We start from the raw sequence: 24,319 nt of genomic DNA, 5'->3' as shown, positions 1-24,319 counted from the left end.
CAGCTTGATGTGTGTAGATAGAATTTAATGTTGCGATGCAAAGATATTAAGTATTGGCCTGAAAATCTAACGGTAGATTGTGTGCAAACAAAGTTGAAAGATGATAGCAAAACCGCTAAGCCCCTCAATATAATCATTTGAAAGTTATAACCATAATTTCTCTGTAAATATTGTTTCCCCTCTTTTTTGCGTATTTTAGCAAAATTAAAAATAATAACTTGTTATCATTTTAGTTTGTATACCAAATAGCTGTTGTTTAATGATAAAATATAAACTCAATAGGTTTTTATTCACTACATTACTTTTTGTTCTTGCATTGGCTAGCGGGTGTTCTACCCAAAAGAACACACCAGTTACAAGAACCTATCATAATATTACTTCAAGGTATAACTACTACTTTAACGCCAAGGAGAGTTACAATAGCGCATTGAATCGGGTTGAGGAAAGTTTTAGCTACAACTATACCTTTCCGTTGCCGGTGCTGTTGCTTGGCGATAAGCAGGTGGCCAGCATGGTGGGCGGCGATATGGACAGAGCAATTACTAAGTGTACCGACATGATTAGTCGCCACTCCATTACCGTAAAACCCGAGCGAAAGAGAGGGGTGCAAAGCCCCAAGGAACGACAGTTTTACAACCAGAATGAGTTTGTGCGGTGGGTTCGTGAGGGCTGGCTTTTAATTGGTAAAGCCCGTGCATGGAAGGGAGCGTATGATGAGGCACGGATGACCTTAGAGTACAACTTGGTTCAGTTTCCGGAAACTCCAATTTTTTACGAGTCGCAAATTTGGCTTGCTAGGCTAGATATTCTGGCCAACGATTTTGTTGCAGCCGAGGATCGGTTGAGGGCACTATCTTCAAACAGGAGATATCCCAAGGATAAGCACTTCAGGCATCTACTTGAGTCTACATATGCCTTGCTTTACCAAAGGCAGGAGAATGTTCCACAAACCATAAAGTATTTGGAGAGAGCGCTTGAGAATGCCCCTGATAAGGAGCATCGTACCCGTTATATGTTCTTGCTTGCCCAGCTTTATCAAATTGAGAAAAAGTTTGCAGAATCGAACCGTTACTTCCAAAGGGTTATAAGAGCCAATCCCTCATACGAAATGAGCTTTAATGCAAGGGTTAACATAGCATCAAACTTTCAGGGGCGAGGCAGCGGTAACGAGATGGTTAGAGAGCTAAACAAAATGGCTAACGACGAAAAGAACACCGAGTTTCTCGATCAGATATACTTTGCCCTTGGCAACATTGAGCAAACCCGAGGCAATATGGACAAGGCCATTGAGTACTACCAGCTATCGGCGCAAAAGAGTGTAAATAATAATCATCAGAAAGGGCTCTCGTACCTTATCCTTGCCGATTACTTTTTCGAGAAGCCAAACTATACTCAGAGTCAAGCCTATTACGACAGCGCATACCATGCCCTCGACCAAGATTTTCCCGGGTATACCGAGCTTGAGGTGAAGGCGCAGAATTTGAATAAACTTGTTGAGAATTTGAATATAGTTTCGCGCGAGGATAGTTTGCAAAGGGTTGCTGCCATGAGTCCTCGGGAAAGGGATGCCATTATTGCTGAGTTAATAAAGGCAGTTCGTGAGGAAGAGGAAAGGTTAAGGCAAGAGGAACGTGAAGGCCGCGATAGGTTTGCGCATTTCCAGCAAACCCAGCGGGGGCGCACTCAGCCCGACCAGGGTGGTAAGTGGTATTTCTACAACCAATCGTCGTTAAGCTATGGGCTGTCGGAATTTCAGATGCGCTGGGGAAGGCGCAAGCTTGAGGATAACTGGAGGCGCTCTAATAAGCGTGAAGCCCTCGATCAGACCCTAGCGCAAACCCAAACCTCAGCCACCGATACATCGGGTATGCCGGCCAAGGTGCTTGATAACAAAAGCCGCGAGTTTTACCTGCAGTATCTCCCCTTGAATGATTCCCTGCTGGCTCAATCGCATGAGCAGATTCAAGAAGCCCTCTTCAGGGTAGGCGAAACCTACGAGAATCAACTTAAGGATTATCCTGAGGCAATAAAGGCTTACGAACTTCTAGCTCAGCGTTATCCGCAAAGTGAATTCACGCTGTCGGCTTACTATAACCTATACCAAATTGCAAGGTTTAACCAGCAGCCCGACCAAATGGAACGCCATAAGCAAAGGCTAATTTCTCAGTTTCCCAATAGTACTTACGCGTTGATGCTAAGTAACCCAAACTACCTTGAGAATCTTCAGAAGGAAAATAGGTTAAGGGAGGAGTACTATCAGAATACATTCGAACTTTATAGACAAGGTCAATGTAACGATGCAACCCGTATGGCTCGTGAGGGGTTGAGTAGGTATGCCGACTCCGATGTTGCCCCCATGTTTCAGTTCATCATTGCTCAGTGCGCGGGGCGGTCGGGCAACATAAGAGCATATAGGGCCGAGCTGAACACGGTTATTGAGCAGTACCCACAAAGCGAGGTGGCGCAGTCTGCGGCAACCATTATTACAATGCTCGACCAGCGTGAGCTGCAGCTGGCATCAGCTCAGCCAGATGAAGTTGGAGAGTCACAACCAGCCGATGGAGTAACCGCACCGGTTGTTGGGTATAGCACACCACAAGGCGAGCATCTGTTTCTGGCCATAGTGCCTAAAAACTCACCTATAAATCAGCTCAGGTTCAATTTGGTGTCGTTCAATGTCGATCATTATATTAACCTTAACCTGAACGTTACCAGCACCGAGCTAACCGATTTTGTGGTGTTAATACAGGTAGAGAGCTTTAAGAGCAGGCAGGAGGCCATGGAGTACTTCATAAAGGTAAATGCAGAGCAGGGGCTTATGGGGGGGCTTCCCGAAGCCGATTACTCATACGTGGTGATAAGCCGAGATAACCTTGAGGTTTTCAAGGGCGATAAATCCGTAGCGGGCTACCTAAACTTTTTCCGCGAAAACTATTTAAATTAAATTGTGATGGCCGTTTCCATACTTTGGGTTGATGACGAGATAGAATTTCTTAAACCGCACATTATCTTCTTAGAACAGCGCGAGTACGCTGTTGCCACAGCAACAAATGGCGAGGATGCGCTGGATATGGTATCGGCTCAAAATTTCGACCTTGTCTTTCTCGACGAGAATATGCCCGGCCTAACAGGCATGGAAACCCTTGCCCGCATTAAGGAGATAAAGCCCAACCTACCCGTGGTAATGGTTACCAAAAGCGAGGAGGAGAGCATTATGGATCAGGCCGTTGGCGCTAAAATTGCTGATTACCTTATTAAGCCCGTTAACCCTAAACAGATATTGCTCTCCATTAAAAAGAACGTCCATCAGCATACGCTAATTAGCGAGAAAACAACCTCAGATTATCAGCAGGCCTTTGGTGCCATTGGTCAACAGATAGGTATGGCACGCACTTTTGACGACTGGACCAAAATTTATCGAAAGCTTTCGCAATGGTCAATGCAGCTTGCCGAGTCTAGCGACTCGGGTATAGCCGAGGTTTTCGCAATGCAGATGTCCGAGGCCAACAACGAGTTTGGTAAATTCGTAAAATCGAACTACCTAAGCTGGTTCGGCCCCAATGCGGAGGACAAACCTATGATGTCGCATAACGTAATGCGCAACTTAGTTTTTCCAACCATCGATAAAGGGAATAGGGTATTGCTGGTGGTTATTGATAACTTTAGGTACGACCAGTGGATGGCCATTCAAGATTTAATAGCACCCTACTGGCGAGTTGAGCGCGAGGAGCTTTACTCAAGTGTCTTACCCACGGCAACCCAGTATGCTCGCAATGCGCTCTTCGCAGGCCTAATGCCCATGGAGATTCAGCAGCGTTTTCCCGACTTGTGGGTTTTCGATGAGGAGGATACAGGCAAGAACCTATTCGAACAGGAGCTGCTAACTCAGCTAATGAAGCGTTTGGGTAAGAACTATAAGATGCAGTACGAGAAGGCCAGCACAATTAAATCAGGATCGTTATTTGGCTCAAACCTTAAACAGGTGTTGCAAAATGACCTGTCGGTACTGGTTTACAACTTTATCGATGTTATTTCGCACGCCCGCACCGAGATGGAGATGATGCGTCAGCTAGCCAGCGATGAGGCCGCATACATCTCCCTAACCCGTAGCTGGTTTAAGCATTCCGACCTATTCGCTCTTATTAAGGAGGCATCAGCCCATGGGGTGCGGTTGATTATTACTACCGATCATGGTACCATTAGGGTTAAAAATCCCATAAAGGTTGTGGGCGACCGGGCCACTTCAACTAACCTAAGGTACAAGATGGGCAAGAACTTAAACTATAACGCAAAACAGGTTTTTGAGGTTCGCAAGCCCGAGGAGGCGCATTTGCCCAAAGCCAACGTGAGCTCTTCGTATATCTTTGCCCTTGGCAACGATTTTTTGGCTTATCCCAACAATTACAACTACTACGTTAGTTATTATCGCGATACCTTTCAGCACGGCGGCATTTCCATTGAGGAGATGTTAATACCGTTTGTTGAGCTAAAACCACTTTAAAAACCGTATGGAAACGATTCAGATAAATAGTCTTAGCGATTTGGATGATGCAGCAGCGAAGTTGCTAAAGGTCGTTCATCCTAACCGCATTGTTTGCTTATATGGAGCTATGGGCGCAGGAAAAACTACCCTTATAAAATCTATATGTAAGGTGCTGGGAGTAACCGATACGGTGGTGAGTCCCACTTTTGCCTTAATAAATGAGTATAGCACTACCAGCGGAGAACCTGTTTACCATTTCGATTTTTACAGGATAAATAAGCTCGAAGAGGTTTTCGATTTTGGTTACGAGGAGTACTTCTACTCATCGCAGGGGTTTTGTTTAATTGAGTGGCCCGAACTGATTGAGGATATTTTACCCACCGAGGGGGTAATGCGATTTCTGATTAGTGTGCGAGACGACGGTGGTAGAGATATTAATCTAATGGAATAGCCATTTGGTTTAAAAGCAAACCTTAAATAACTGATTTGCTGTTGCTATTATCAAAATATATTATATATTTGCTGAAATAGCAGTTCAATGGAGCAATTAAGATTAAAATCGAATCACCTTGTTAGTGGTATCCCAACCTTCTTTGTGCGCACAACACAGCCCACCATCGATTGGAATAAGCCGCTGGTTGGACTAATTGGCCCTAGGGGTGTAGGTAAAACTACCATTTTGTTGCAGCAAATAAAGCTGCACTACGGATTCGACCCTCAAGCTCTATACATCACATTGGACGATATATACCTGGCGGGAAAATCGTTGCGCGAGTTTGCCGTTGAGTTTCGCAGCCGGGGTGGCAAGCACCTATTCATCGACGAAATACAGAAACACCCACAGTGGTCGTTGGAGCTTAAAAACATTTACGAAACTCTCCCCGATTTAAGAATAGCCTTTGCCGGATCGTCGACCATTGAGATGGTTAAGCACTACGCCAACCTCAGCCAACGCGCGATTATCTATAACCTTAGCACGTTTTCGTTTCGCGAGTACCTTAGTTTTAAGGGGATTGCCAAGCTACCTCGATACGACTTGCAAACAATTCTCGATTCGCACATCGAGATAGCCACTGAGCATATTCAGCAGTTCTCGCCAAACCTTCATATCGACGACTACCTAACTCGAGGTTGCTACCCCGTTGCCAACGACTCGTACGAGGAGTACAAGCGGCATCTCGAAGGTTTTGTTAACGCTACGATAGAGACCGATATGAAGTCCCTAGAAGGATTTGACCCGCGGAACACAAGCAAGGTGAGGCAACTTGTAAACATTATTGCGCAGAATGCACCATTTAAACCCAACCTGGTTCAGCTAAGTGAGGAGGTTGGTGTACACCGGAATACCCTTATTGGCTACTTTTTTCATCTGGAGAAAGCAAAACTTATAAGCCTTATATATCCGGCTGGGGTTAGCATTAGCATACTGCAAAAGCCCGAAAGGGTTTACCTAAGCAATACAAATATGGCAAATATGCTGGCCACCATTCAACCCAACCGAAGTACCGTGGCACATGGCTTTGCTCTGAATCATCTTAGTGCACTTTATCCGGTTACGCTGATTAATAGGAATACTTTTGAGATTGATTCAAACTGGCATATGGTGGTCTCTACCCTAAACCAAAGGATACGCAGAACACCAACCGATAGGATTATCTATACCTTTGCTGATGGATATGAGGTGGGGGCTAAAGATAATGTTCCTTTATGGACACTTGGGCTTTTGTATTAGCCCACGTATTGTTCTTTAAAATCGTTCTAAATTTTCGACACCATATCATTTTTGTATGTGTCTTCGCAACTTTTAACTTCTATATTTCGATATATTTGCATATATTGTTACACGAGTTGTTAACCAAACTTGTAATCGAATGAAGAACAAGTTGATCCCCTTTCTGGCCATTGTGCTAATACCCCAAATATTTATTGCAGTTGCCATACTCGACAAGCCAAAGCAGATGAACCCCGAGGTTCTGGAAGCACTTAAGGTTGAAGTTGGGAATAAGCCAAAGAAGGCTGTTGACCATGGTAAGCTTGCCGAGCTGCAAAAGGAGTTTAATTCGCCGCAGGAGGTTACCCAGGCTTGCCTTTCATGCCATACCGAGCGAGGTGAGGAATTGCTAAATAATCACCACTGGCTGTGGGAGCGAGAGGCTTTTATCGAAGGGCGCGGTGTTGTTTATCTGGGTAAAAAGAATCTGATAAACAACTTCTGTACAGGTATTGGCGGTAGCGAGTCTACCTGTAATAAGTGCCATGCTGGCTATGGTTGGGACGAAAATGGCTTCGATTTTACCCAGCAGCACAATATGGACTGCTTAGTATGCCATGATAATACACGTACCTACGAGAAAGCCAGCGGAGGAGCAGCAGGTTACCCACCAGTCGATGGTCCATTTGCTCCCGACTATAACTTTATTACAGCCAATGTGGGTATGCCCACAAAGTATAACTGCGGATACTGTCACTTCTATAGCGCTGGGGGTAATAACATAAAGCATGGTCATCTCGAGGAGGCTCTGCTCAACACCACCCGCGATGTGGACGTACATATGAATCGTGAGGGTATGGATATGAGCTGTACCGATTGCCACAAAACCCAAAACCATGTTATGCAAGGCCGGTATTACGGTACGGCATCGAACGACTATAACCGTGCCACCTGTACGCAGTGCCATGGAGTAAAGCCCCATGCCGTAGGCAAGCTCAACGAGCACACGGTAAAGGTTGCGTGCCAAACCTGTCACATTCCAACCTATGCTAAGGTTAATCCAACTAAGATGTACTGGGACTGGTCCACCGCTTGCGATTTGCAGGATGGCAAACCATACGAGATGATGGATTCAACAGGGCGTATTTCGTACCAATCCATAAAGGGTACAGGCCACTGGGAGAGCAATGCCGCACCAGAGTACGTTTGGTTTAACGGCCAAGCCGATCATATGTTAGCTAGCGACACAATTACCGAGTTTCCAGTTAAAATCAATACTCTTTTTGGCGATTACAACGATTCCAAAGCACAAATATGGCCAGTGAAAATCCATCGAGGCAAACAACCATTCGACCCCAATTACCAACGAGTACTGAAGGCAAAGCTTTGGGATAAGGAGCCAGGTAAGGGAGGACTTTGGGTCGATTTCGATTGGGAAGCATCGCTAACAGAGGGGATGAAATTGGCCGGTTTGCCTTGGAGTGGCGAGTGGGAGTTTGTAGAAACCGAAATGTACCTGCCCATTTCGCATATGGTATCGCCCAAGGAAATGGCGCTAAGCTGTACCGATTGCCATACCCGCGAGGGATCACGCCTTGAGGGGCTAACCGATTTCTACATGCCTGGGCGCGACCGGAGCGCTACTGTTGATATAATCGGCATCCTATTAATACTGGGTACGCTGGGCGGGGTGCTTTTCCACGGAACACTACGCATTGTAATGGCTCGTAAACGTAATCAGTAATTAACCTCCGAAATACTATCACAATGGCTAAGCTCACATATGTTTACAAGATTTTTGAAAGGTTTTGGCACTGGAGCCAGGCCTTCCTTATCCTTTTTTTGGCAGTAACTGGATTCGAAATACATGGTTCGTTCGATCTAATGGGTTTTGATGCCGCTGTGCGCTGGCACAACTACGCCCTATGGGCGTTGGTTTGGCTCATAGTATTTGCCATCTTTTGGCATTTCACCACGGGCGAGTGGCGACAATATATCCCCACAACCAAGTTTATTAAAGCTCAGGTTGAGTACTATATCACCGGAATTTTTAAGGGAGCACCGCACCCAACCAAGAAAACGGTTTACAATAAGTTTAATCCCCTGCAAAGGATGGTTTACCTTGGATTAAAGATTTTCGCCATACCGGTACAGATTATCACTGGTTTCTTGTACTACTACTACAAGTACCCCTCAGGGGGTGAGATTCAATCCATCGACATGATAAACCTCGAATTGGTAGCAATTATCCACACCATAGGTGCCTTTGCGCTAATAGCATTTGTAATTGCCCATGTGTACCTAACAACTACTGGTCACAAACCCACTGCAGCCATTAAGGCTATGATTACCGGTTGGGAAGAGCTGGACCATGATGAAGACGAAGGGGAGAATACAGTTGAGCAATCAGAGAAATCTAAATAAGTTTTACTATGGATGTTAGAAAGATTACTTATTTCATTGTTGTTGCTGGTTTACTATCGGCTTGTGGTGGAGGTGTTGAGCAGAAAAGCTATACAGCGTTAGCACCAGAAGTAGCATTCGACTCGCTGATTACCTACATTGAGCGATCGGGTGATTTTATAAACAGCCCACAGGTGCCTGCAATGATTTCGGCTGGAGAACTATATGCCAAGCTCGACAGCAACGTGTTGGTTATAGATATGCGTAGCGCCGAAGAGTTTGCGTCGGCACACATAGCCAATTCCGTGAATGTACCATTTACGCAGGTGCTAAACTTTTTCGAGAATAAAATCAATCCATCTTGCTTTAGTGCAATTGCTATGGTGTGCAATGCTGGGCAAACTGCATCGTATGCTACATCGATACTCCGTTTTTTGGGTTACGACAATGTGTATGCCTTAAAATGGGGCTTTAGCAGCTGGCATAACGACACCGCACAAAAGCGCTGGATGGCGCGTAGATCCAGTAAATATTCCGAGGTGCTGCAGCGCGAAGCCAACCGAAAGAACCCGGCAGGTGAGTTTCCGAAAATAGTAACCTCCGAGAGCTATGGCTTTGCCATTCTGAGAGAAAGAGCGCATATGCTTTTTGCCGAGGACTTTAGTCCAATTACCATTACAGCCGACACGCTATTTGAGGCAGGACAAAATTTTTACATTGCCAACTACTGGCCCGAACCGTTGTATAATATTGGCCATATCCCCGGAGCAATTCAGTATCAACCCAAAAAATCGCTGAAGCGATCGGAGCAGCTAAACACCCTACCAACGGATAAAAGTATTGTGGTGTACTGCTTTACAGGTCAGCATAGTGCCTTTGTAACAGCTTACTTACGATTGCTTGGTTACGATGCCCTAACCCTTGTGTATGGAGCCAATAGCTTTATGCATAGCGTTATGGTTAAGGAGAATACGGGTAATGCATTTACCGAGAAGGAGATATATGGATTGCCTGTTTCCTCGGGTAGTGGTGCTCCTCAAAACCTTGAGAAGGTTGAGGTGGTTGCAGTTCCCAGGGGTGGTTGTTAAGTTAATATTGTAGGCAGTAAATATTGGGTTACCAAAATTTAATTAGATGATCATGGAACAGTCAAAAAGCCAATACATCAATCCATACCTAGCAGGTGTTCTGCTAGGCCTAGTGCTGCTAATGGCCATATTTATAGCGGGTCGGGGACTTGGTGCCAGCGGAGCATTTAAAGATTTGGCCACGGTTACTGTTAGTGCTGTTGCCCCCGAGCATGCAGCGGAGTCAACCTTTTGGGGGCCCAACCTGTCGGGTGAAACGCATCCCCTGAAATCATGGCTTTCCATCGAAGTGCTGGGTGTGCTTATTGGTGGTTTGCTTTCGGGCATTCTCTCTGGTAGGATGAAGTTTAAAGTAGAGAGAGGTCCGCGTGTTAACGCTGGCACTCGCCTTGGTTTTGCCCTGTTAGGCGGAATGCTTTTTGGCATTGGGGCTCAGCTTGGCCGAGGCTGTACCAGTGGTGCTGCGCTAAGCGGAATGGCAGTAATGTCAACGGGAGGAATAATTACCATGATGGCAATTTTTGGCTCAGGCTACGCCGTTGCCTATTTCTTCCGTAAGCTATGGATTTAATAAGTTAGGTCTATATATCGATCATACAAAACACAGTTAAAAACATCTTACTACAAAACAACCCTTTGCTATGGGACCACTTATACCACAAGGAATTATTGGAATGGAATGGGATCTTGTTTTTGCCCTACTTATTGGAATAGCATTTGGATATGTCCTCGAATCTGCTGGGTTCTCCTCGTCTCGTAGGTTGGCAGGCGTTTTTTACGGATACGACTTTACCGTGCTACGCGTGTTTTTTACCGCAGGTGTTACCGCCATGGTGGGGGTATTTGCCATGAACTACCTGGGGTGGATTGATATGTCGCTGGTTTACGTAAACCCAACATTTATCTGGCCAGCCATAGTGGGTGGTGTGGTTATGGGGTTTGGGTTTATTCTGGGAGGATATTGTCCGGGAACAAGCGTAACCGCAGCGGCCATTGGCAAGGTCGATGCTATGGTGTTTCTCATCGGAATTTTTCTAGGTATTACTCTCTACGGTGAGGCATTCCCTCTAATCGAGGAGTTTTCCGTAAGCGGTAATCTTGGTCGTCTGTTTATCTTCGACTCTTTAGGAATTTCAGCTGGCTGGTTTGCCTTTCTTCTTATAGCTATTGCGCTAATTGCTTTTGGTGTTACCGCAATGATTGAGGCAAAGGTTGACCCCGAGAACGGTTTGGCCGATACCAAGGGAACGAGCTACTTCTTGCCTATTAGCATCGCGTTACTTATGGGAGTGGTGTTAATCTTTACCCCATTCAAAAGCATTACCGGTGTAAATGAGATCGACAAGGAACAGCTACAGGATGAGATACTCGCCGGAAGCCACTACGTACACCCCGATGAGGTTGCCTTTAAGTTGCTAAACGATTACCATCCAGCCACACTCGTTGATGTTCGCTCACGATCCGATGCCGCAGAGTTTAGCCTGCCCGGATCGGTAAATATCCCCATCGAGCAGATTACCCGGAAGCGGTGGCGAGAGGTTCTATCGCCTAAGGGCGAAAAGGTAATACTTTACTCCAATGGTACCGCCCTTGCAGAGAAGGCTTGGATCGCCGCACGTCGTATGGGGTTTAAAAATATCTACGTTATGGAGGGCGGACTAAATGGACTGTTCGATATACTTGAGAACAATACTATGCCCAACAATCTTAAGATGGAGGCAGAATTTGCTTACAGGTTCCGCGAGCGTGCCAAAAAGGCTTTCCGCGAGGGAGCTCTGGAGGCCAAAAAGGCTGAGCCCAGCCCGAAGATTGATTTCTCCGAAACCGCTGCGGCCAGAGGAGGATGCTAGAACTATCAAAATAAAAAACCGATAAGCCATGAAAAAGCATATACTAACTATTGTTATAAGCATAATTGCAGGTATTCTCCTTCTGTCGATGGTGGGTAAGAAGCTACTTACATCGCCCTACAAGCACTCCGTGCAGGAGCAGATGGAGATGATGGTTAGCTTGGAGTCATCATTCTCGCTCTACGATCTGGCGTTGGCAGTTAGGTCTAATGATCCCAATATCCTTTTTATCGATATTAGAACTGATGAGCAGTACCAACAGGGTCATCTTCCCAACGCCATAAATGTACCTTTGAGCAAACTTTTTCACAGCGATTATGCCGAGTATATAGAGGGGCGCAGCGATAAGTTGAAGGTGCTGTATGCAAATAGTGAGGCTGAAGCCATACGGGCTAACGCCCTGCTAACGATGAATGGCTTTTATGGGTTTAAGGTGCTCAATGGAGGTTTCGAAATTGCCAACAATCGAGTGGTTAAGAACCCTACGCCATCGTTCTTTCACTACTCCGACGAGAAGATGCGCCATAGCTACGGTACGCTTATGCCCAACGGAGCAAAATCATCGCAACCAGCCAACGATGAGGTGGTGGTAGATGTGTCGGTGCCGCGTGGTGGGTGTTAGCACTCTTCTATGGATTTAACAATTGGTCACCAAATTTCTAGCATATGCAAGAAAAGGGCTTAGGTTTGCCAGCATATTGTGCTATCTTTGGTATCAATTTTTACTGTTTAACCAAAGAAACTTGCTGTTGCCGTGCTGTTGATTAAGAATATTTCCGATAGATTTTTGGCCCTCATCCTATTGCTAATCCTTTTCCCCTTTCTTCTCATTATCTGCCTATGGCTTTGGATTGGTTTATGGGAAAATCCTTTCTTTGTCCAGGAGCGAGTAGGTAAGAATGGCAGGCACTTCAGAATTATTAAGTTAAAAACCCTAGCCGAGAAACCGGGGAGTAGAATGCAACAAGTCTTATCTTTTCTTCGAGTTACACATATCGATGAGTTACCCCAGCTCATTAATATCCTCACTGGCTCAATGTCGCTGGTTGGCCCAAGGCCACATACCCCCGAGCATGTTGCACAGTATATGCCCTGGCAGCGCGAACGGTTGGCTGTGAAGCCTGGCATCACCTGCCTTCGGCAGCTTAAAAACCCCTACGAAAAGATTGAGTTTTCCGAGGGTATAGAGGATGATATTAGATATGTTAGAGAGTGGAACTTGTGGCTCGATATTGGCATTGTAGCCCAAACAGCATATGTTTTCGTTAAGCTTATCCTCCGTAAATTCTGACTTTAAATACTTACAGAAAGTCCTTAATTTTTATCGCCCTCCACTATATAGAAGCAATAAAACTTTTCAGGCCATTGAACACCATTTGTACCCCAATGGTTGCCACAATAAGTCCAAAAATTCTAATCAAGGGGTTCATCATGTTGTATCGCGCCATTACCTTGCCTATTACATTTGCATACAGCATAAATATTAGGTTTATCCCCAGCGCTGCCACCATCGATATAATGGTGAAAAGTTTACCAAACTCCGCAGGAAAGGTTACTGCTGCAGTTATTGTTGCTGGGCCGGCAATCATCGGCAACGCAATGGGCACGGTAACAATATCCTTCATCGTCATATTGTTGTCAAGCTTAATAAACATTCCCTTTTGCAACCCATTGATGCCGTTGTAAAACAGAACCACTCCGCAGGTTATTTGAAAGGCAAAGAGCTCAATTCGGAACACGTAGTTAAAAACCACATTTCCAACTAGTAGAAAGAAGAGTAGAATTGCAAATGCAGTGAAAGTGGCCTTAACCGAAATTGAGCGGGTGGTCCTAACATCGAACTGCTGCTGGAGCGAGGTTACCACAAAAACCTTTTGAAAAGGATTTACCAGGGCGACAAAAGCCACAAAGCAACCCATTAACAGTTTGTAATCCATGGTGCGCAGTGCTAGTAGTGAGTAATTGCTGTGTTTTTTAAGATGATGAGGGTAACTGTTTTACAACCATTATGACCGATTTATAGCCAATAGGTTTACCTATCCAACATATAATATTTTGGAGATATTACTCCCTGTTGCTAGGCCACTCCAGTATAATTTGGGCAACGTTGTTGGCGTGGCTACCTATGGTTCGGAACATCGACACCAGCTCGAGGTGGGTTTTGGAGCTGGCAACCGACTTGTTCACATCTTGTTTTAACCGCGAGAAGTGCTGCCGCTCCAGCTCACGGCCAAAGTCTTTATACTCCTGGTATTTTCGCGCCATTTTTTGTGCCTTCTCAAGGTTCAGATCCGAAAACACAGCCTTTGCCCTTTTTAGCTGCTTTTGGGTAAGCTGGTGAAACTCCAGCAGCTCTTTTTTCCCCTCAGGTGAGAATTCATGCTCAACTTGTAACCACCACTTTGCCCGTTCCAAAAGGTTTTTCGAGACAATGTCGGCAATTTGTTCCAGCTCCTTTACGGCGTACATTATCTGAAAAGCCTCCTGTATGCTTTGGTCTGTAACATCTTGTCGGGTAAGGTCAAGTAGGTATGCATTAATCTGATCCCTAAGGTAGTCAACCTTTACCTCGTCGCGCTCAATACGGCTTAGGGTCGATTTGTCCTTGGCCACAAAGGGTGTAATGATATCATTTACCATTCTATCCACAATCTCGCTTAGCCTTATTACCTCTTGCTTAGCCAGCTTTAGGGCAATGGTAGGTGTGGAAAGCAAATTTTTGTCGATAAATTTTGTTGAGAAGGTTGGGCTTTTGGGTGGCCTTGCTGGCATTAGCCAGTCGATAAATCGTGCGTAAACATTCGTAAACGGAAGCACAACCAAAGTGAGAAGAACATTGAAAATGGTGTGAGCATTTGCAATCAATCGAGGAGTATTCTCCACTGCTACGTTGGTTCCAATGGTTATGGTATCGGGGGTTATATATCTCACCAGTTGAGCAAAGGGGTCAATAATCCAAACCAGAATTACTACACCCACCAGCTTGAAAAGCGTGTAGGCCATGGCCACTTTTTGAGCCTCTCGGCTTGATGTAATACCTGCAATTATTCCAGTAATTGATGTTCCTAGGTTGGCGCCTAACAGCAAGGGGATAGCAGCCTCAAGGCTTAGTAGCCCTTGTGTGGACAGGGTTAGCATAATTCCAATAAATGCGGCGCTACTTTGTATTAGTGCCGTAAAAATGGTACCAGCTATTATTCCCAGAATGGGTTTTTGCAGCTTGCCCAGCAAATCGATAAAGGGCTCGAAGGTTCTGAGCGGGTACATCGCCTCGCTCATGAGGTGCATCCCAAAGAAAAGAATTCCGAAACCCAGAATGGCTTCGCCTGCAAATCTTACACCCTCCCTTTTGCCAAAGGCATTAAGCGCAAACCCCAGGGCAACGAGCAGTAGAGAGTAGTCGGCAATTCTAAATGCAATAAGCTGCACGGTGATGGTGGTTCCTATGGCCGCACCAAAGATCATCCCAATGGTTTGCCTAAACTTCAATAGCCCCGATTGCACAAACCCAACCAGCATAACGGTGGTGGCGCTACTGCTTTGGGTAACCATGGTGATAAATGCACCAAATCCGGTTGAATATATCCTGTTTTGCGTTAGGGTACCAAGCACCGATCGGATTTTTTCGCCCGCACTATGTCTAAACCCAGTGCTCATAAGGTTTATTCCCATAAGGAACAGGGCAAGGCCACCTAGCAGCCCAACGCTTAGCATCAGAACCCAATTCTGCTTAGGGGCGTGTGCTGTAAATATTACAAACGATTCAAGGTTTTCGGTTTTAATTTTAGCGGCTACCTGATATTCGCCCGGCTTGCTCCCAAGAGTTAGCCAGCAATGGGCTTCGCCCAGGCTATCGGTGCGCGATTAGAGCGGCTCTATAGCGAACTCTTCAGCATCATCGGGAACTTGAATAATTTCAAAGAACACCCTAACATTGGCTATGGGTTCACCAAGACTATCGGTAACCCTTACAGCAAATGGCTTGCTCAGTTTTTTTTCTGCAACTTGGTACTGGTTATTACCCGAAAGTTTTGGGTTTAGGCCCTTGCCCAGCTTTTCAATTCGGTAGCTAATGGTTTCCTTCCAATTGCTGGCAGTGCTATCCCTTTCGTTGGCTTGGCCTAACGAGGCAATTAGGGAAAATGCTATGGCGGCTAATAGTCTGTGCACTCAATTAATCAAAATAGAAATGAATAGTAAAATTAGCAATAAAACGCTTTCGCTATTCAGGTCAAATGATATCTATATCCAACCAGCTGTTATTCTATTAGCCAGTCGGTATAAAACCACAGCCATTATGGCACCCAGCACATTGGCCATAAAATCGTATAGGCTACCACTGCGAGTCGGTAGCAGAAAATACTGCAGCAGCTCAATTATTAATCCGTATGCAATCGATATGCTTAAAGCAAAAGTTATCGCCCTGTTAGCTAGTTTCCCTTGCTGCCTAAGCGAGTTTCGTTCCGACAGGATGAATAGGGCCAGTACAAAAAATAGCACAAAATGGACCAGCTTGTCGAAGTGTGGAATTTGAAGCAGGGAGCTTTTGGGAATACTACTGCTTGGCAATGTTGTCGCCAGAATTATTATTACAGTCCAAACGCTAGACCTCCAGTATTTTAGTGCTTTCATCGATTTACAAATTAAGGATGCAATTTACCACACAATTTTTGAACAGCCAAAATACTCCTTTTCGGTTAATACGGTTTGTTTTTATCACGTTGTAACCTATCTTTGTGAGATTTTAATAAAAGGTAAATAATAACGCATATTTTAGTGTAACTATTTGTTTATCATATTTGTAATAATAATACAGTAGTCAAGTGAAAGCCAAGTTTAAAGAGTACAAAGGGTTAGATTTATCGCAGGTAAACAAGGATGTTCTTAAATCCTGGGAAGAGAACGATACATTTCGTAAGAGCTTAACCATTCGCGAGGGGCACCCAGCCTACGTTTTTTACGAGGGACCTCCATCTGCCAATGGTATTCCAGGTATTCATCACGTAATGGCCAGAGCCATTAAGGATATCTTTTGCCGATACAAGACCCAGCAGGGCTTTCAGGTGCATCGTAAGGCTGGATGGGATACACACGGCTTGCCTGTAGAGCTTGGCGTTGAGAAATTGCTTGGTATTACCAAGGAGGATATTGGAAAATCTATTTCCGTTGAGGAGTACAACCAAACCTGTAGGCGCGAGGTGATGAAGTACACCGACCTGTGGGAAGATCTTACCCAAAAGATGGGCTACTGGGTCGATATGGACGACCCATACATCACATACGATAACCGATACATCGAAACGTTATGGTATCTACTAAAGCAGCTATTCGAAAAGGGTTTGCTTTACAAAGGGAAAACCATACAGCCATTCTCGCCTGCTGCAGGCACAGGGCTAAGTACCCACGAGCTTAACCAGCCCGGTTGCTATCGCGATGTGAAGGATACAACCGCTGTGGCGCAGTTCAAGGTGGTTCGCAACAAGAAATCGGAGCCGCTCTTTGGCGATATCACCTCCGATCTTTTTGTTCTGGCTTGGACTACCACACCTTGGACCCTGCCCTCGAACACAGCATTGGCCGTTGGCCCTAAAATTAAGTACGTTAAAATAGGAACTTTTAACCCATATACAGGCGATCCCGTAATCGTTATCCTTGCTAAGGATCTGCAGAACGTATACTTCAAACCCGAGAACGCTGAACGCTCTTTTGATGACTACAAACCCGGCGACAAGAATATTCCATTCAAAGTTTTAGCCGAGTACGTTGGAACCAATTTGGTAGGCGTTCAGTACGAGCAGCTATTCCCATTCGTTAAGCCTGAAGGTGATGCTTTCAGGATTATTGCTGGAGATTTCGTTACAACCGAGGACGGTACTGGTGTGGTACACATCGCGCCTACTTTTGGAGCCGACGATGACCGCGTGGCCAAGGTGGCAGGCATTTCGCCACTTATCCTTCGCGATAAGCAGAACAACCCCGAGCCCATGGTCGATCGGACTGGTAAATTCTACTCCATCGAGGATCTAGATCCCGAATTCGTTAAGAATTACGTAAACATAGATGCCTACAATGAATTTGCCGGATGCTTTGTGAAGAACGACTACAACCCTAATCCTCCTGCTGATGGATCGTCGCTCGATGTGGATCTGAGCGTTTGGCTTAAGAAGGAGGGAAGGGCTTTCAAAATCGAGAAGCAGACGCACAACTATCCTCACTGCTGGCGAACAGATAAGCCAATACTTTACTACCCGCTCGATAGCTGGTTTATTAAAACCACTGCCGTTAAGGAGCGAATGCTCGAGCTGAACAACACCATCAACTGGAAACCCGCAAGTACAGGAACCGGACGATTTGGCAAGTGGCTCGAGAACTTGGTGGACTGGAACCTCTCGCGCTCGCGCTATTGGGGTACACCGCTCCCCATTTGGGCAACCGACGACCGTCAGGAGCTAATCTGCATCGGTTCGGTTGAGGAGTTGAAGGCTGAGTGCGAAAAATCGGTAAAGGCTGGCTTTATGACAACCAATCCACTTGAGGGGTACCAGCTCGGCGATAACTCAATGGAAAACTATGAGAAGTTTGACCTACACCGCCCATTTGTCGACGATATAGTGCTGGTATCTGCATCGGGGAAAAAGATGTTCCGTGAGCTCGATTTGATTGATGTTTGGTTCGACTCGGGAGCAATGCCATATGCCCAAGTTCACTATCCGTTTGAGAATAAAGAGAACTTTGGCGAGGAGTTTCCCTCCGACTTTATTGCAGAAGGGGTTGACCAAACCCGTGGATGGTTCTTTACCTTGCATGCCATATCCACTATGCTGTTCGACTCGGTGGCGTTCAAAAATATCATATCCAACGGTTTGGTGCTCGACAAGAAGGGGAACAAGATGAGCAAACGCTTGGGTAATGCTGTTGACCCATTCGAGGTGATTGAAAAGTACGGATCCGACCCACTGCGCTGGTATATGATTACCAATGCACAGCCATGGGATAACCTCAAGTTCGATATCGATGGGGTGGATGAGGTGAAGCGTAAATTCTTCGGAACCCTCTACAATACATACTCCTTCTTTTCGCTGTATGCCAATGTTGATGGCTTTACCTACAGCGAGCCAGAGGTGCCCATTGCCCAGAGGCAAGAGATAGACAGATGGATTATGTCGCTGCTAAACACCCTAATTGCCGAGGTGGAGGATGCGTACAACAGCTACGAGCCAACCCGTGCAGGCAGGGCAATTCAGGATTTTGTGATTGAGAACCTGAGTAACTGGTACGTAAGGCTTAATCGCAAGCGTTTTTGGGGTGGCGAGTACGATACCGATAAGATTGCAGCATACCAAACCCTATATACCTGCTTGGAGACAGTGGCTATGCTGGCTGCTCCAATTGTACCATTCTTTTCCGATCAACTTTTCTCAGATCTTAATGTTGTTACATCGCGCTACAGCGAGGATAGTGTACATCTATCAACATTCCCCAAAGCCCAAATAGAGCTAATTGACAAGGATTTGGAAGAGAGGATGGAGATTGCACAAAGCCTTTCGTCGATGGTGCTTGGCCTAAGGCGCAAGGTGAACATCAAGGTAAGGCAGCCCCTTAGCAAGATGATGGTTCCTGTGCTTAACGAGCAGTTCCGTAAGCAGTTGCAGGGTGTTGAGAATTTAATCCTAGCGGAGGTAAACGTTAAAGAGCTCGAGTATCTCGATGATTCCACTGGCGTTCTGGTGAAAAAGATAAAGCCCAACTTTAAAACCCTTGGGCCACGCTTTGGAAAATCGATGAAAGAGGTTTCTTCAGCCATCATGGGAATGTCGCAGGCTGATATTAGCCAGATTGAGCGTGATGGCAAGTTCGAGATTACGGTGGCTGGTGAAAATCAGGCAGTAACCCTGGAAGACGTAGAAATTATCTCTGAAGATATACCCGGTTGGCTTGTGGCCAACGAGGATAGGCTTACCGTGGCACTCGATGTAACCCTTACCGAGGAGCTTAAGCAGGAGGGTATTGCCCGCGAGCTAATTAATCGAATTCAAAATCTACGTAAAGATGCCGGTTTTGATGTAACCGATAAGGTAAAAATAAGTATATTGAAGCATGAACTGATAGAACAAGCCATTGAGAACCACAAGGAGTACATTGCAAGCCAAACCCTAGCGCTTGATATTCTGATGGTTGATGCAATGCCTTGTGGAAGCGCATCGAGCGTAGAGCTCGATACCGATCTATTTACATCAATCAAGGTAGAAAAGATTGGGTAGTATTGGTGATATAACGGTTTATTACTACATTTAGCAAATTTTTGTGTTATGGCAGAAAAAACTAGGTATAACGATGAGGAGTTGGCAGAATTTAAGGAGATAATTCTGCAAAAACTCGATAAGGCCCGTAAGGATTACGATATCCTTAAGAGTGCCATTACCATGAGCGAGAGCAACGATACTCAGGATACATCGCCCACTTTTAAAGTGCTTGAAGAGGGAGCTGCAACCCTCTCAAAGGAAGAGGCAGGAAAATTAGCCCAACGCCAAATTAAGTTTATCCAGCACTTGGAGGCCGCTTTGGTGCGCATAGAGAATAAAACCTATGGGGTTTGTCGGGAGACCGGTAAGCTGATTGACAAGGAAAGGCTTCGCATTGTACCCCATGCTACCCTTAGCATTGAGGCTAAGAATAACCAGAGGTAGTGAGTCCAATTTTACGATATAAATGTGAAAGGTGGCAATCAACTTGCCACTTTTCTGTGTTTTTAATGGAATGGGTATCATGAAGATATCGTTACAAGCAAAGGTGGTTTTTTTGATTAGCAGCATACTTGTTGTTGACCAGGTCTCAAAATTTTGGATTAAGCTCAACATGAGCCTAGGCCAAAGTTTTAATGTGATTGGAGACTGGTTCCTTATCCATTTCACCGAGAACTATGGAATGGCTTTTGGCCTTCAGTTCTGGGGGGAGTACGGAAAGTTGGCTCTTAGTATATTTCGGATTGTAGCTGTTATTCTCATTGGTTTCTACATCGCATCGCTAATTAAAAAGAAAATGCCAGCAGGTTTAGTTCTTGGCATAGCACTTATTATGGCTGGGGCAATAGGTAATATTATCGACAGCGCCTTTTATGGTCTTATCTTCAGTGAATCGGGGTACGCCACCCCAGCAACTTTTCTACCCCCCGACGGTGGATACGCCTCGTTTCTGCATGGTAGGGTAGTCGATATGTTTTACTTTCCAATAATTAATACCATCTGGCCCAGCTGGGTACCTTGGGTTGGTGGAGAGCGGTTTATCTTCTTCAGGCCAGTGTTTAATGTGGCCGACTCAGCCATTACCATTGGTGTTTTTTATCTTCTTTTATTCCAGCGCAAGAGACTTTTTCATGACGAGGTAATTGAAATAGATGCCGAGTAGTAGGTATGCACTTATAGTAGCCGGGGGTTCTGGCGTGAGAATGGGAGCAGAAATTCCCAAACAGTTCCTTTGTGTAAATGGACTGCCTATACTAATGCATACTCTTAAGGCTTTTCAGCACCTTACGCCTTGCCCATCAATATTCTTGGTATTACCCGAAAGAGAACATAGTAGATGGGACAATTTGTGTAAGCAACACTCATTCACAATCCCTCACACCCTTGTTGTTGGAGGCGATACTCGCTACCAGTCGGTTAAGAATGGGCTTAACTCCATTAAGGGCGATGGGCTTGTGGCAATACATGATGGTGTGAGGCCATTGGTTTCTTTGGCACTGCTCGATAAATGTTTCAACGAAGCCCTGCGCTATGGCAATGCAATTCCTGCAGTAAGACCTGTCGAAACGGTTCGTATGGGAGGTGAAAGCAATAGTAAACAGGTAAGTAGAGAGAACTGCTGGCTGGTACAAACCCCACAGGTATTCAATCTAAGCGTTATCAAAAGATGTTACACTAGCCCCTATAACCCCAATTTTACCGACGATGCATCGGTGGCTGAGCATGGGGGAGAGTCGATTAGGATAATTGAAGGTGAGAGGGAAAACATCAAGATTACTACCCCTGCCGACATTGCAATTGCCGAAGCTATATTGTTGAGTAGAGACGTGTAACTTTCTTATAAATCCAACCCACGCTGTAGTCTAGCCACTCATTCACGTCACCTTTGGCATAAAAAGTGTTTTTTTAATATCCATATCCAATAAAACCCTATTTTTGTGGCAATACACTTTTGGTATGGCTCGGCTGGCATTTATCCTTAGCATATTTTTCTCCATAGGGTTTCAACCGGTAACCCTAGCGCAGATTAACCATAATGTGGTGCTGGACTCAATTCTTGAGCAGCATAAGAATACTCCTCCCCAGCAAAGAGTCGAAATTATTGCTGCGCTTCTCGATTCCCTTCCCAATCTATCGAGCGATCAGAAAGCGAAAGCATACATCGAAGTAGGATTAGGATACTCAAGGATTAACCAGTTCCGTTCGGCAATCAGTTACTACGATAAAGCCATAGACGAGACCTTACAGTCTGGCAATAAACTAGAGTATTCCAGGGCGTTAAACCTAAAGGGTATTTCGCTAACTCGTATTTATCAGCATGGTAAGGCAATTGAAACTTTCAAAAAGGCCCTTGAAGTTCGGGAGGAGATTGGTGACAAGCTACTTTTGGCCTCTACACTCAATAATATTGCCATTTGCTTTAGATCGACCCAGCAGTACGAAGCAGCACTAGCAAACTACAGGCGTAGCTACGAACTGTATAAGGAGATGGGTGATGTGGTTGGGCAGTCGTTCTCTCTGAATAACATAGGGCGTGTACTTATTAACCAGGAGGATTATTCTGGTGCAGTAGAGTTTTTAAAACAGACGCTCGACCTTAAATCCCAGATAGCCGATACCCTTAATATGGCTACTACCTACAATAGTTTGGGAAAGGTTTATTATAAAACTGGAAGAAACGATCTAGCGTTAAAAAAACTAAAGATAGCTGCAAGCTTCTATTCGGCAGCCAAGAACAGCTATGGCCTTGCCGATACCTATAATGCAATCGCCGAAGTGTACAATTCACTGGGTAGCTATACTCGCGTCAAAGAGTATATCGATAAGGCGAAGGAACTTATTAATCCTGATGAAACTAGTAACTTATCCCTCGACAACCTTAAGCTCCAGTCCGATTACTATCTTGGGACAGGTAATTATATAAAATCTAGAGAACTCTTAGCCGATTATGTAAAACGCTATCAGGAGGTGCAAAACGCTGTGGTTAACAACCAAATAGCGGAGCTGTCGTTTGTGTACGAAAGCGACAGGGTAAATCAAGAAAAGCACTTGCTGGAAATGAACCTTGCCATTGAGCGTTTGAGGGTGCAGAAAGCGATGATAAAACAATATGCAATAGCCTTCTTTGCCATACTTTTCTTTGTCTTACTAGTTGTATCGCTACTGTTTGTAAGAAACTACAAGAGGAAAGGTGCTGAGCTGGAGGCCTTAAACACGGAGCTAAACCATATAAACTCACACCTCGAAACAATTGTAGACTCCCGTACCCACGACCTCCTCGAAACCCTAAAGAAAGCTCAGGAAAGCGACAAGCAGAAATCGGCCTTTCTGGCCAATATGAGTCATGAAATTCGCACCCCGCTTAATGGTATACTGGGGTTCTCCAAGCTCCTTACCGACGACTCACTAACATCAAGCGAACGTAATGAGTATGTAGGGTTAATTAACCGCAGAGGGCGTAATCTACTTCAAATAGTTAATGATATAATTAATATCTCGCTTATCGATTCGGGAAAGGTTCAGGTAAACAACATCTCGTTCAACCTAAATCAGCTTATGTACGATATATATAACGTTTTTACATCCAGCGATTACGACAAAAGGAAACCAGGGATTGAGCTAAAGTTGAGCCTATCCTTAAGCGATTCGCGAAGCATGATTGTGTCCGACCCAAATCGTATTGAACAAGTAGTTAGCAATATTATTGACAATGCCTTTAAGTTTACCGTTCACGGCGAAATAGAGTATGGCTATACCGTACAGCCAAATAATACCATTAAGTTTTTTGTACGCGACACAGGCCCTGGAATTCCTCCAGAAAAGGTTGATATCGTGTTTAAAAGGTTTAACCGAACCGATGAGGAGCTAGCTCAAGGGTACACTACAACAGGTCTTGGACTCCCCATTTGTCAGGGTCTGGTGAAGCTGTTGAACGGGAAAATTTGGTTCGAAACCGAGGTCGATCTGGGCACAACCTTTTTCTTTACTATTCCCTTTATCCCCGGTAAAAGCGAGAACAGCTCCTATGTATCCCGATCTTCTGTCCAAAACATCTCCTTTAAGGGTAGAGTAATCCTTGTGGTTGAGGACGACCTGATAAGCTACCAATTTATTGAAGCATTGCTAAGGCCCACAGAGGCAAAGATTTTACATGCAAAGAACGGCGAGGATGCCATAGAAATCGTTAAGATACGATCGGATATCGACTTGGTTGTGATGGATATGCGGTTACCTTTCATCGATGGGTATGAGGCTACCGTAAGGATAAAATCCATTAATCCCCACATGTCCATTATAGCGCAAACCGCTAATGCCATGAGTTACGATAGGGAGAAGTGTATTGGCGTAGGGTGCGACGACTATATGCCCAAGCCCATCGATCCCGATGAGTTTTTAAGGATTGTTGCATTCCACCTTAAAAAGCCAACACTAGCATAATGTGGCACTGGCCATTGCAAACAGTCTCATATTGTTGATTTTATTGCACATGGTTAAACTCGTTTGTGTGCCCAACATCCTCCCAAATCCCTGTCGTTAGCCCA

General features: G+C 45.1%; 20 protein-coding genes. 16 read left to right on the top strand and 4 right to left on the bottom strand.

What is annotated here, in order from left to right; translation table 11 throughout:
* The first annotated feature begins 259 nt into the window (after positions 1-259).
* The 11 genes from porW (at position 260) to G8O23_RS09815 (ending at position 12,826) form a co-directional block, all read left to right on the top strand.
* A complete protein-coding gene (gene porW / locus G8O23_RS09865; protein WP_166364296.1) occupies positions 260-2,944 on the top strand; it encodes a type IX secretion system periplasmic lipoprotein PorW/SprE in 2,685 nt (894 codons plus the stop codon).
* Between the two features lie 6 nt (positions 2,945-2,950).
* Positions 2,951-4,501 carry a T9SS response regulator signal transducer PorX gene (porX, locus tag G8O23_RS09860; RefSeq protein WP_166364294.1) on the top strand — a complete coding sequence of 517 codons (1,551 nt, stop codon included), beginning with the start codon at positions 2,951-2,953 and terminating at the stop codon, positions 4,499-4,501.
* Positions 4,502-4,508: 7 nt separating this feature from the next.
* Positions 4,509-4,934, top strand: a complete 426-nt coding sequence (tsaE, locus tag G8O23_RS09855) for a tRNA (adenosine(37)-N6)-threonylcarbamoyltransferase complex ATPase subunit type 1 TsaE (RefSeq protein WP_166364292.1) — start codon at positions 4,509-4,511, stop codon at positions 4,932-4,934.
* 87 nt (positions 4,935-5,021) lie between these two features.
* Positions 5,022-6,215: an ATP-binding protein gene (locus G8O23_RS09850; protein ID WP_166364290.1), complete on the top strand. Its 1,194-nt coding sequence runs from the start codon at positions 5,022-5,024 to the stop codon at positions 6,213-6,215.
* Between the two features lie 139 nt (positions 6,216-6,354).
* The gene (locus tag G8O23_RS09845; RefSeq protein WP_166364288.1) at positions 6,355-7,938 is read left to right on the top strand and encodes a tetrathionate reductase family octaheme c-type cytochrome; all 1,584 of its coding nucleotides are present in this window, start codon (positions 6,355-6,357) and stop codon (positions 7,936-7,938) included.
* Positions 7,939-7,961: 23 nt separating this feature from the next.
* Positions 7,962-8,618, top strand: coding sequence for a cytochrome b/b6 domain-containing protein (locus G8O23_RS09840; protein ID WP_166364286.1), 657 nt, complete (start codon positions 7,962-7,964; stop codon positions 8,616-8,618).
* A gap of 8 nt (positions 8,619-8,626) precedes the next feature.
* The gene (locus tag G8O23_RS09835) at positions 8,627-9,685 is read left to right on the top strand and encodes a rhodanese-like domain-containing protein (RefSeq protein ID WP_166364284.1); all 1,059 of its coding nucleotides are present in this window, start codon (positions 8,627-8,629) and stop codon (positions 9,683-9,685) included.
* Between the two features lie 52 nt (positions 9,686-9,737).
* Positions 9,738-10,256 carry a YeeE/YedE thiosulfate transporter family protein gene (locus tag G8O23_RS09830; RefSeq protein ID WP_166364282.1) on the top strand — a complete coding sequence of 173 codons (519 nt, stop codon included), beginning with the start codon at positions 9,738-9,740 and terminating at the stop codon, positions 10,254-10,256.
* Between the two features lie 70 nt (positions 10,257-10,326).
* Complete coding sequence (locus tag G8O23_RS09825) at positions 10,327-11,535, top strand: YeeE/YedE thiosulfate transporter family protein (RefSeq protein ID WP_166364280.1); 1,209 nt, start codon at positions 10,327-10,329, stop codon at positions 11,533-11,535.
* A 28-nt stretch (positions 11,536-11,563) separates the two neighbouring features.
* Positions 11,564-12,157 carry a rhodanese-like domain-containing protein gene (locus G8O23_RS09820; protein ID WP_166364278.1) on the top strand — a complete coding sequence of 198 codons (594 nt, stop codon included), beginning with the start codon at positions 11,564-11,566 and terminating at the stop codon, positions 12,155-12,157.
* Between the two features lie 138 nt (positions 12,158-12,295).
* A complete protein-coding gene (locus G8O23_RS09815; RefSeq protein WP_166364276.1) occupies positions 12,296-12,826 on the top strand; it encodes a sugar transferase in 531 nt (176 codons plus the stop codon).
* Between the two features lie 43 nt (positions 12,827-12,869).
* Here G8O23_RS09815 and G8O23_RS09810 read toward each other — a convergent pair whose 3' ends face one another.
* The 4 genes from G8O23_RS09810 to G8O23_RS09795 form a co-directional block, all read right to left on the bottom strand.
* Positions 12,870-13,472 carry a MarC family protein gene (locus G8O23_RS09810; RefSeq protein ID WP_166364274.1) on the bottom strand — a complete coding sequence of 201 codons (603 nt, stop codon included), beginning with the start codon at positions 13,470-13,472 and terminating at the stop codon, positions 12,870-12,872.
* A 127-nt stretch (positions 13,473-13,599) separates the two neighbouring features.
* Positions 13,600-15,249, bottom strand: coding sequence for a Na/Pi cotransporter family protein (locus tag G8O23_RS09805; RefSeq protein WP_166364272.1), 1,650 nt, complete (start codon positions 15,247-15,249; stop codon positions 13,600-13,602).
* Positions 15,250-15,399: 150 nt separating this feature from the next.
* On the bottom strand, positions 15,400-15,705 hold the full coding sequence (locus G8O23_RS09800; RefSeq protein ID WP_166364270.1) for a hypothetical protein: 306 nt from the start codon (positions 15,703-15,705) through the stop codon (positions 15,400-15,402).
* A gap of 72 nt (positions 15,706-15,777) precedes the next feature.
* Entirely contained in the window at positions 15,778-16,167 is a 390-nt protein-coding gene (locus G8O23_RS09795; RefSeq protein WP_166364268.1) for a VanZ family protein, read from the bottom strand.
* Positions 16,168-16,358: 191 nt separating this feature from the next.
* Here G8O23_RS09795 and ileS point away from each other — a divergent pair, with 191 nt between their 5' ends.
* From ileS to G8O23_RS09770, 5 genes are all read left to right on the top strand, one after another.
* Positions 16,359-19,796, top strand: coding sequence for an isoleucine--tRNA ligase (gene ileS / locus G8O23_RS09790; RefSeq protein ID WP_166364266.1), 3,438 nt, complete (start codon positions 16,359-16,361; stop codon positions 19,794-19,796).
* Positions 19,797-19,844: 48 nt separating this feature from the next.
* Positions 19,845-20,222, top strand: coding sequence for a TraR/DksA family transcriptional regulator (locus tag G8O23_RS09785; RefSeq protein ID WP_166364264.1), 378 nt, complete (start codon positions 19,845-19,847; stop codon positions 20,220-20,222).
* Positions 20,223-20,298: 76 nt separating this feature from the next.
* A complete protein-coding gene (locus G8O23_RS09780) occupies positions 20,299-20,940 on the top strand; it encodes a lipoprotein signal peptidase (protein WP_317169003.1) in 642 nt (213 codons plus the stop codon).
* A complete protein-coding gene (locus G8O23_RS09775; RefSeq protein WP_166364261.1) occupies positions 20,930-21,610 on the top strand; it encodes a 2-C-methyl-D-erythritol 4-phosphate cytidylyltransferase in 681 nt (226 codons plus the stop codon). The genes G8O23_RS09780 and G8O23_RS09775 overlap by 11 nt, the downstream gene beginning before the upstream one ends.
* Positions 21,611-21,713: 103 nt before the next feature.
* On the top strand, positions 21,714-24,215 hold the full coding sequence (locus G8O23_RS09770; protein WP_166364259.1) for a tetratricopeptide repeat protein: 2,502 nt from the start codon (positions 21,714-21,716) through the stop codon (positions 24,213-24,215).
* Positions 24,216-24,319: the final 104 nt, after the last annotated feature.

The organism is Perlabentimonas gracilis, assembly GCF_011174675.1.
Classification (GTDB): Bacteria; Bacteroidota; Bacteroidia; order Bacteroidales; family Tenuifilaceae; genus Perlabentimonas; species Perlabentimonas gracilis.
This window is presented reverse-complemented; position numbering and strand designations above follow the sequence as displayed.

Bases quoted from the DNA above. Each gene is read 5' to 3' on its own strand.
- tsaE (WP_166364292.1), top strand. From the start codon at position 4,509: ATGGAAACGATTCAGATAAATAGTCTTAGCGATTTGGATGATGCAGCA.
- G8O23_RS09845 (WP_166364288.1), top strand. From the start codon at position 6,355: ATGAAGAACAAGTTGATCCCCTTTCTGGCCATTGTGCTAATACCCCAA.
- G8O23_RS09850 (WP_166364290.1), top strand. From the start codon at position 5,022: ATGGAGCAATTAAGATTAAAATCGAATCACCTTGTTAGTGGTATCCCA.
- G8O23_RS09775 (WP_166364261.1), top strand. From the start codon at position 20,930: ATGCCGAGTAGTAGGTATGCACTTATAGTAGCCGGGGGTTCTGGCGTG.
- G8O23_RS09810 (WP_166364274.1), bottom strand. From the start codon at position 13,472: ATGGATTACAAACTGTTAATGGGTTGCTTTGTGGCTTTTGTCGCCCTG.
- G8O23_RS09840 (WP_166364286.1), top strand. From the start codon at position 7,962: ATGGCTAAGCTCACATATGTTTACAAGATTTTTGAAAGGTTTTGGCAC.
- porX (WP_166364294.1), top strand. From the start codon at position 2,951: ATGGCCGTTTCCATACTTTGGGTTGATGACGAGATAGAATTTCTTAAA.
- G8O23_RS09830 (WP_166364282.1), top strand. From the start codon at position 9,738: ATGGAACAGTCAAAAAGCCAATACATCAATCCATACCTAGCAGGTGTT.
- G8O23_RS09805 (WP_166364272.1), bottom strand. From the start codon at position 15,249: ATGCTAAGCGTTGGGCTGCTAGGTGGCCTTGCCCTGTTCCTTATGGGA.
- G8O23_RS09795 (WP_166364268.1), bottom strand. From the start codon at position 16,167: ATGAAAGCACTAAAATACTGGAGGTCTAGCGTTTGGACTGTAATAATA.
- G8O23_RS09785 (WP_166364264.1), top strand. From the start codon at position 19,845: ATGGCAGAAAAAACTAGGTATAACGATGAGGAGTTGGCAGAATTTAAG.
- porW (WP_166364296.1), top strand. From the start codon at position 260: ATGATAAAATATAAACTCAATAGGTTTTTATTCACTACATTACTTTTT.
- G8O23_RS09820 (WP_166364278.1), top strand. From the start codon at position 11,564: ATGAAAAAGCATATACTAACTATTGTTATAAGCATAATTGCAGGTATT.
- G8O23_RS09835 (WP_166364284.1), top strand. From the start codon at position 8,627: ATGGATGTTAGAAAGATTACTTATTTCATTGTTGTTGCTGGTTTACTA.
- G8O23_RS09825 (WP_166364280.1), top strand. From the start codon at position 10,327: ATGGGACCACTTATACCACAAGGAATTATTGGAATGGAATGGGATCTT.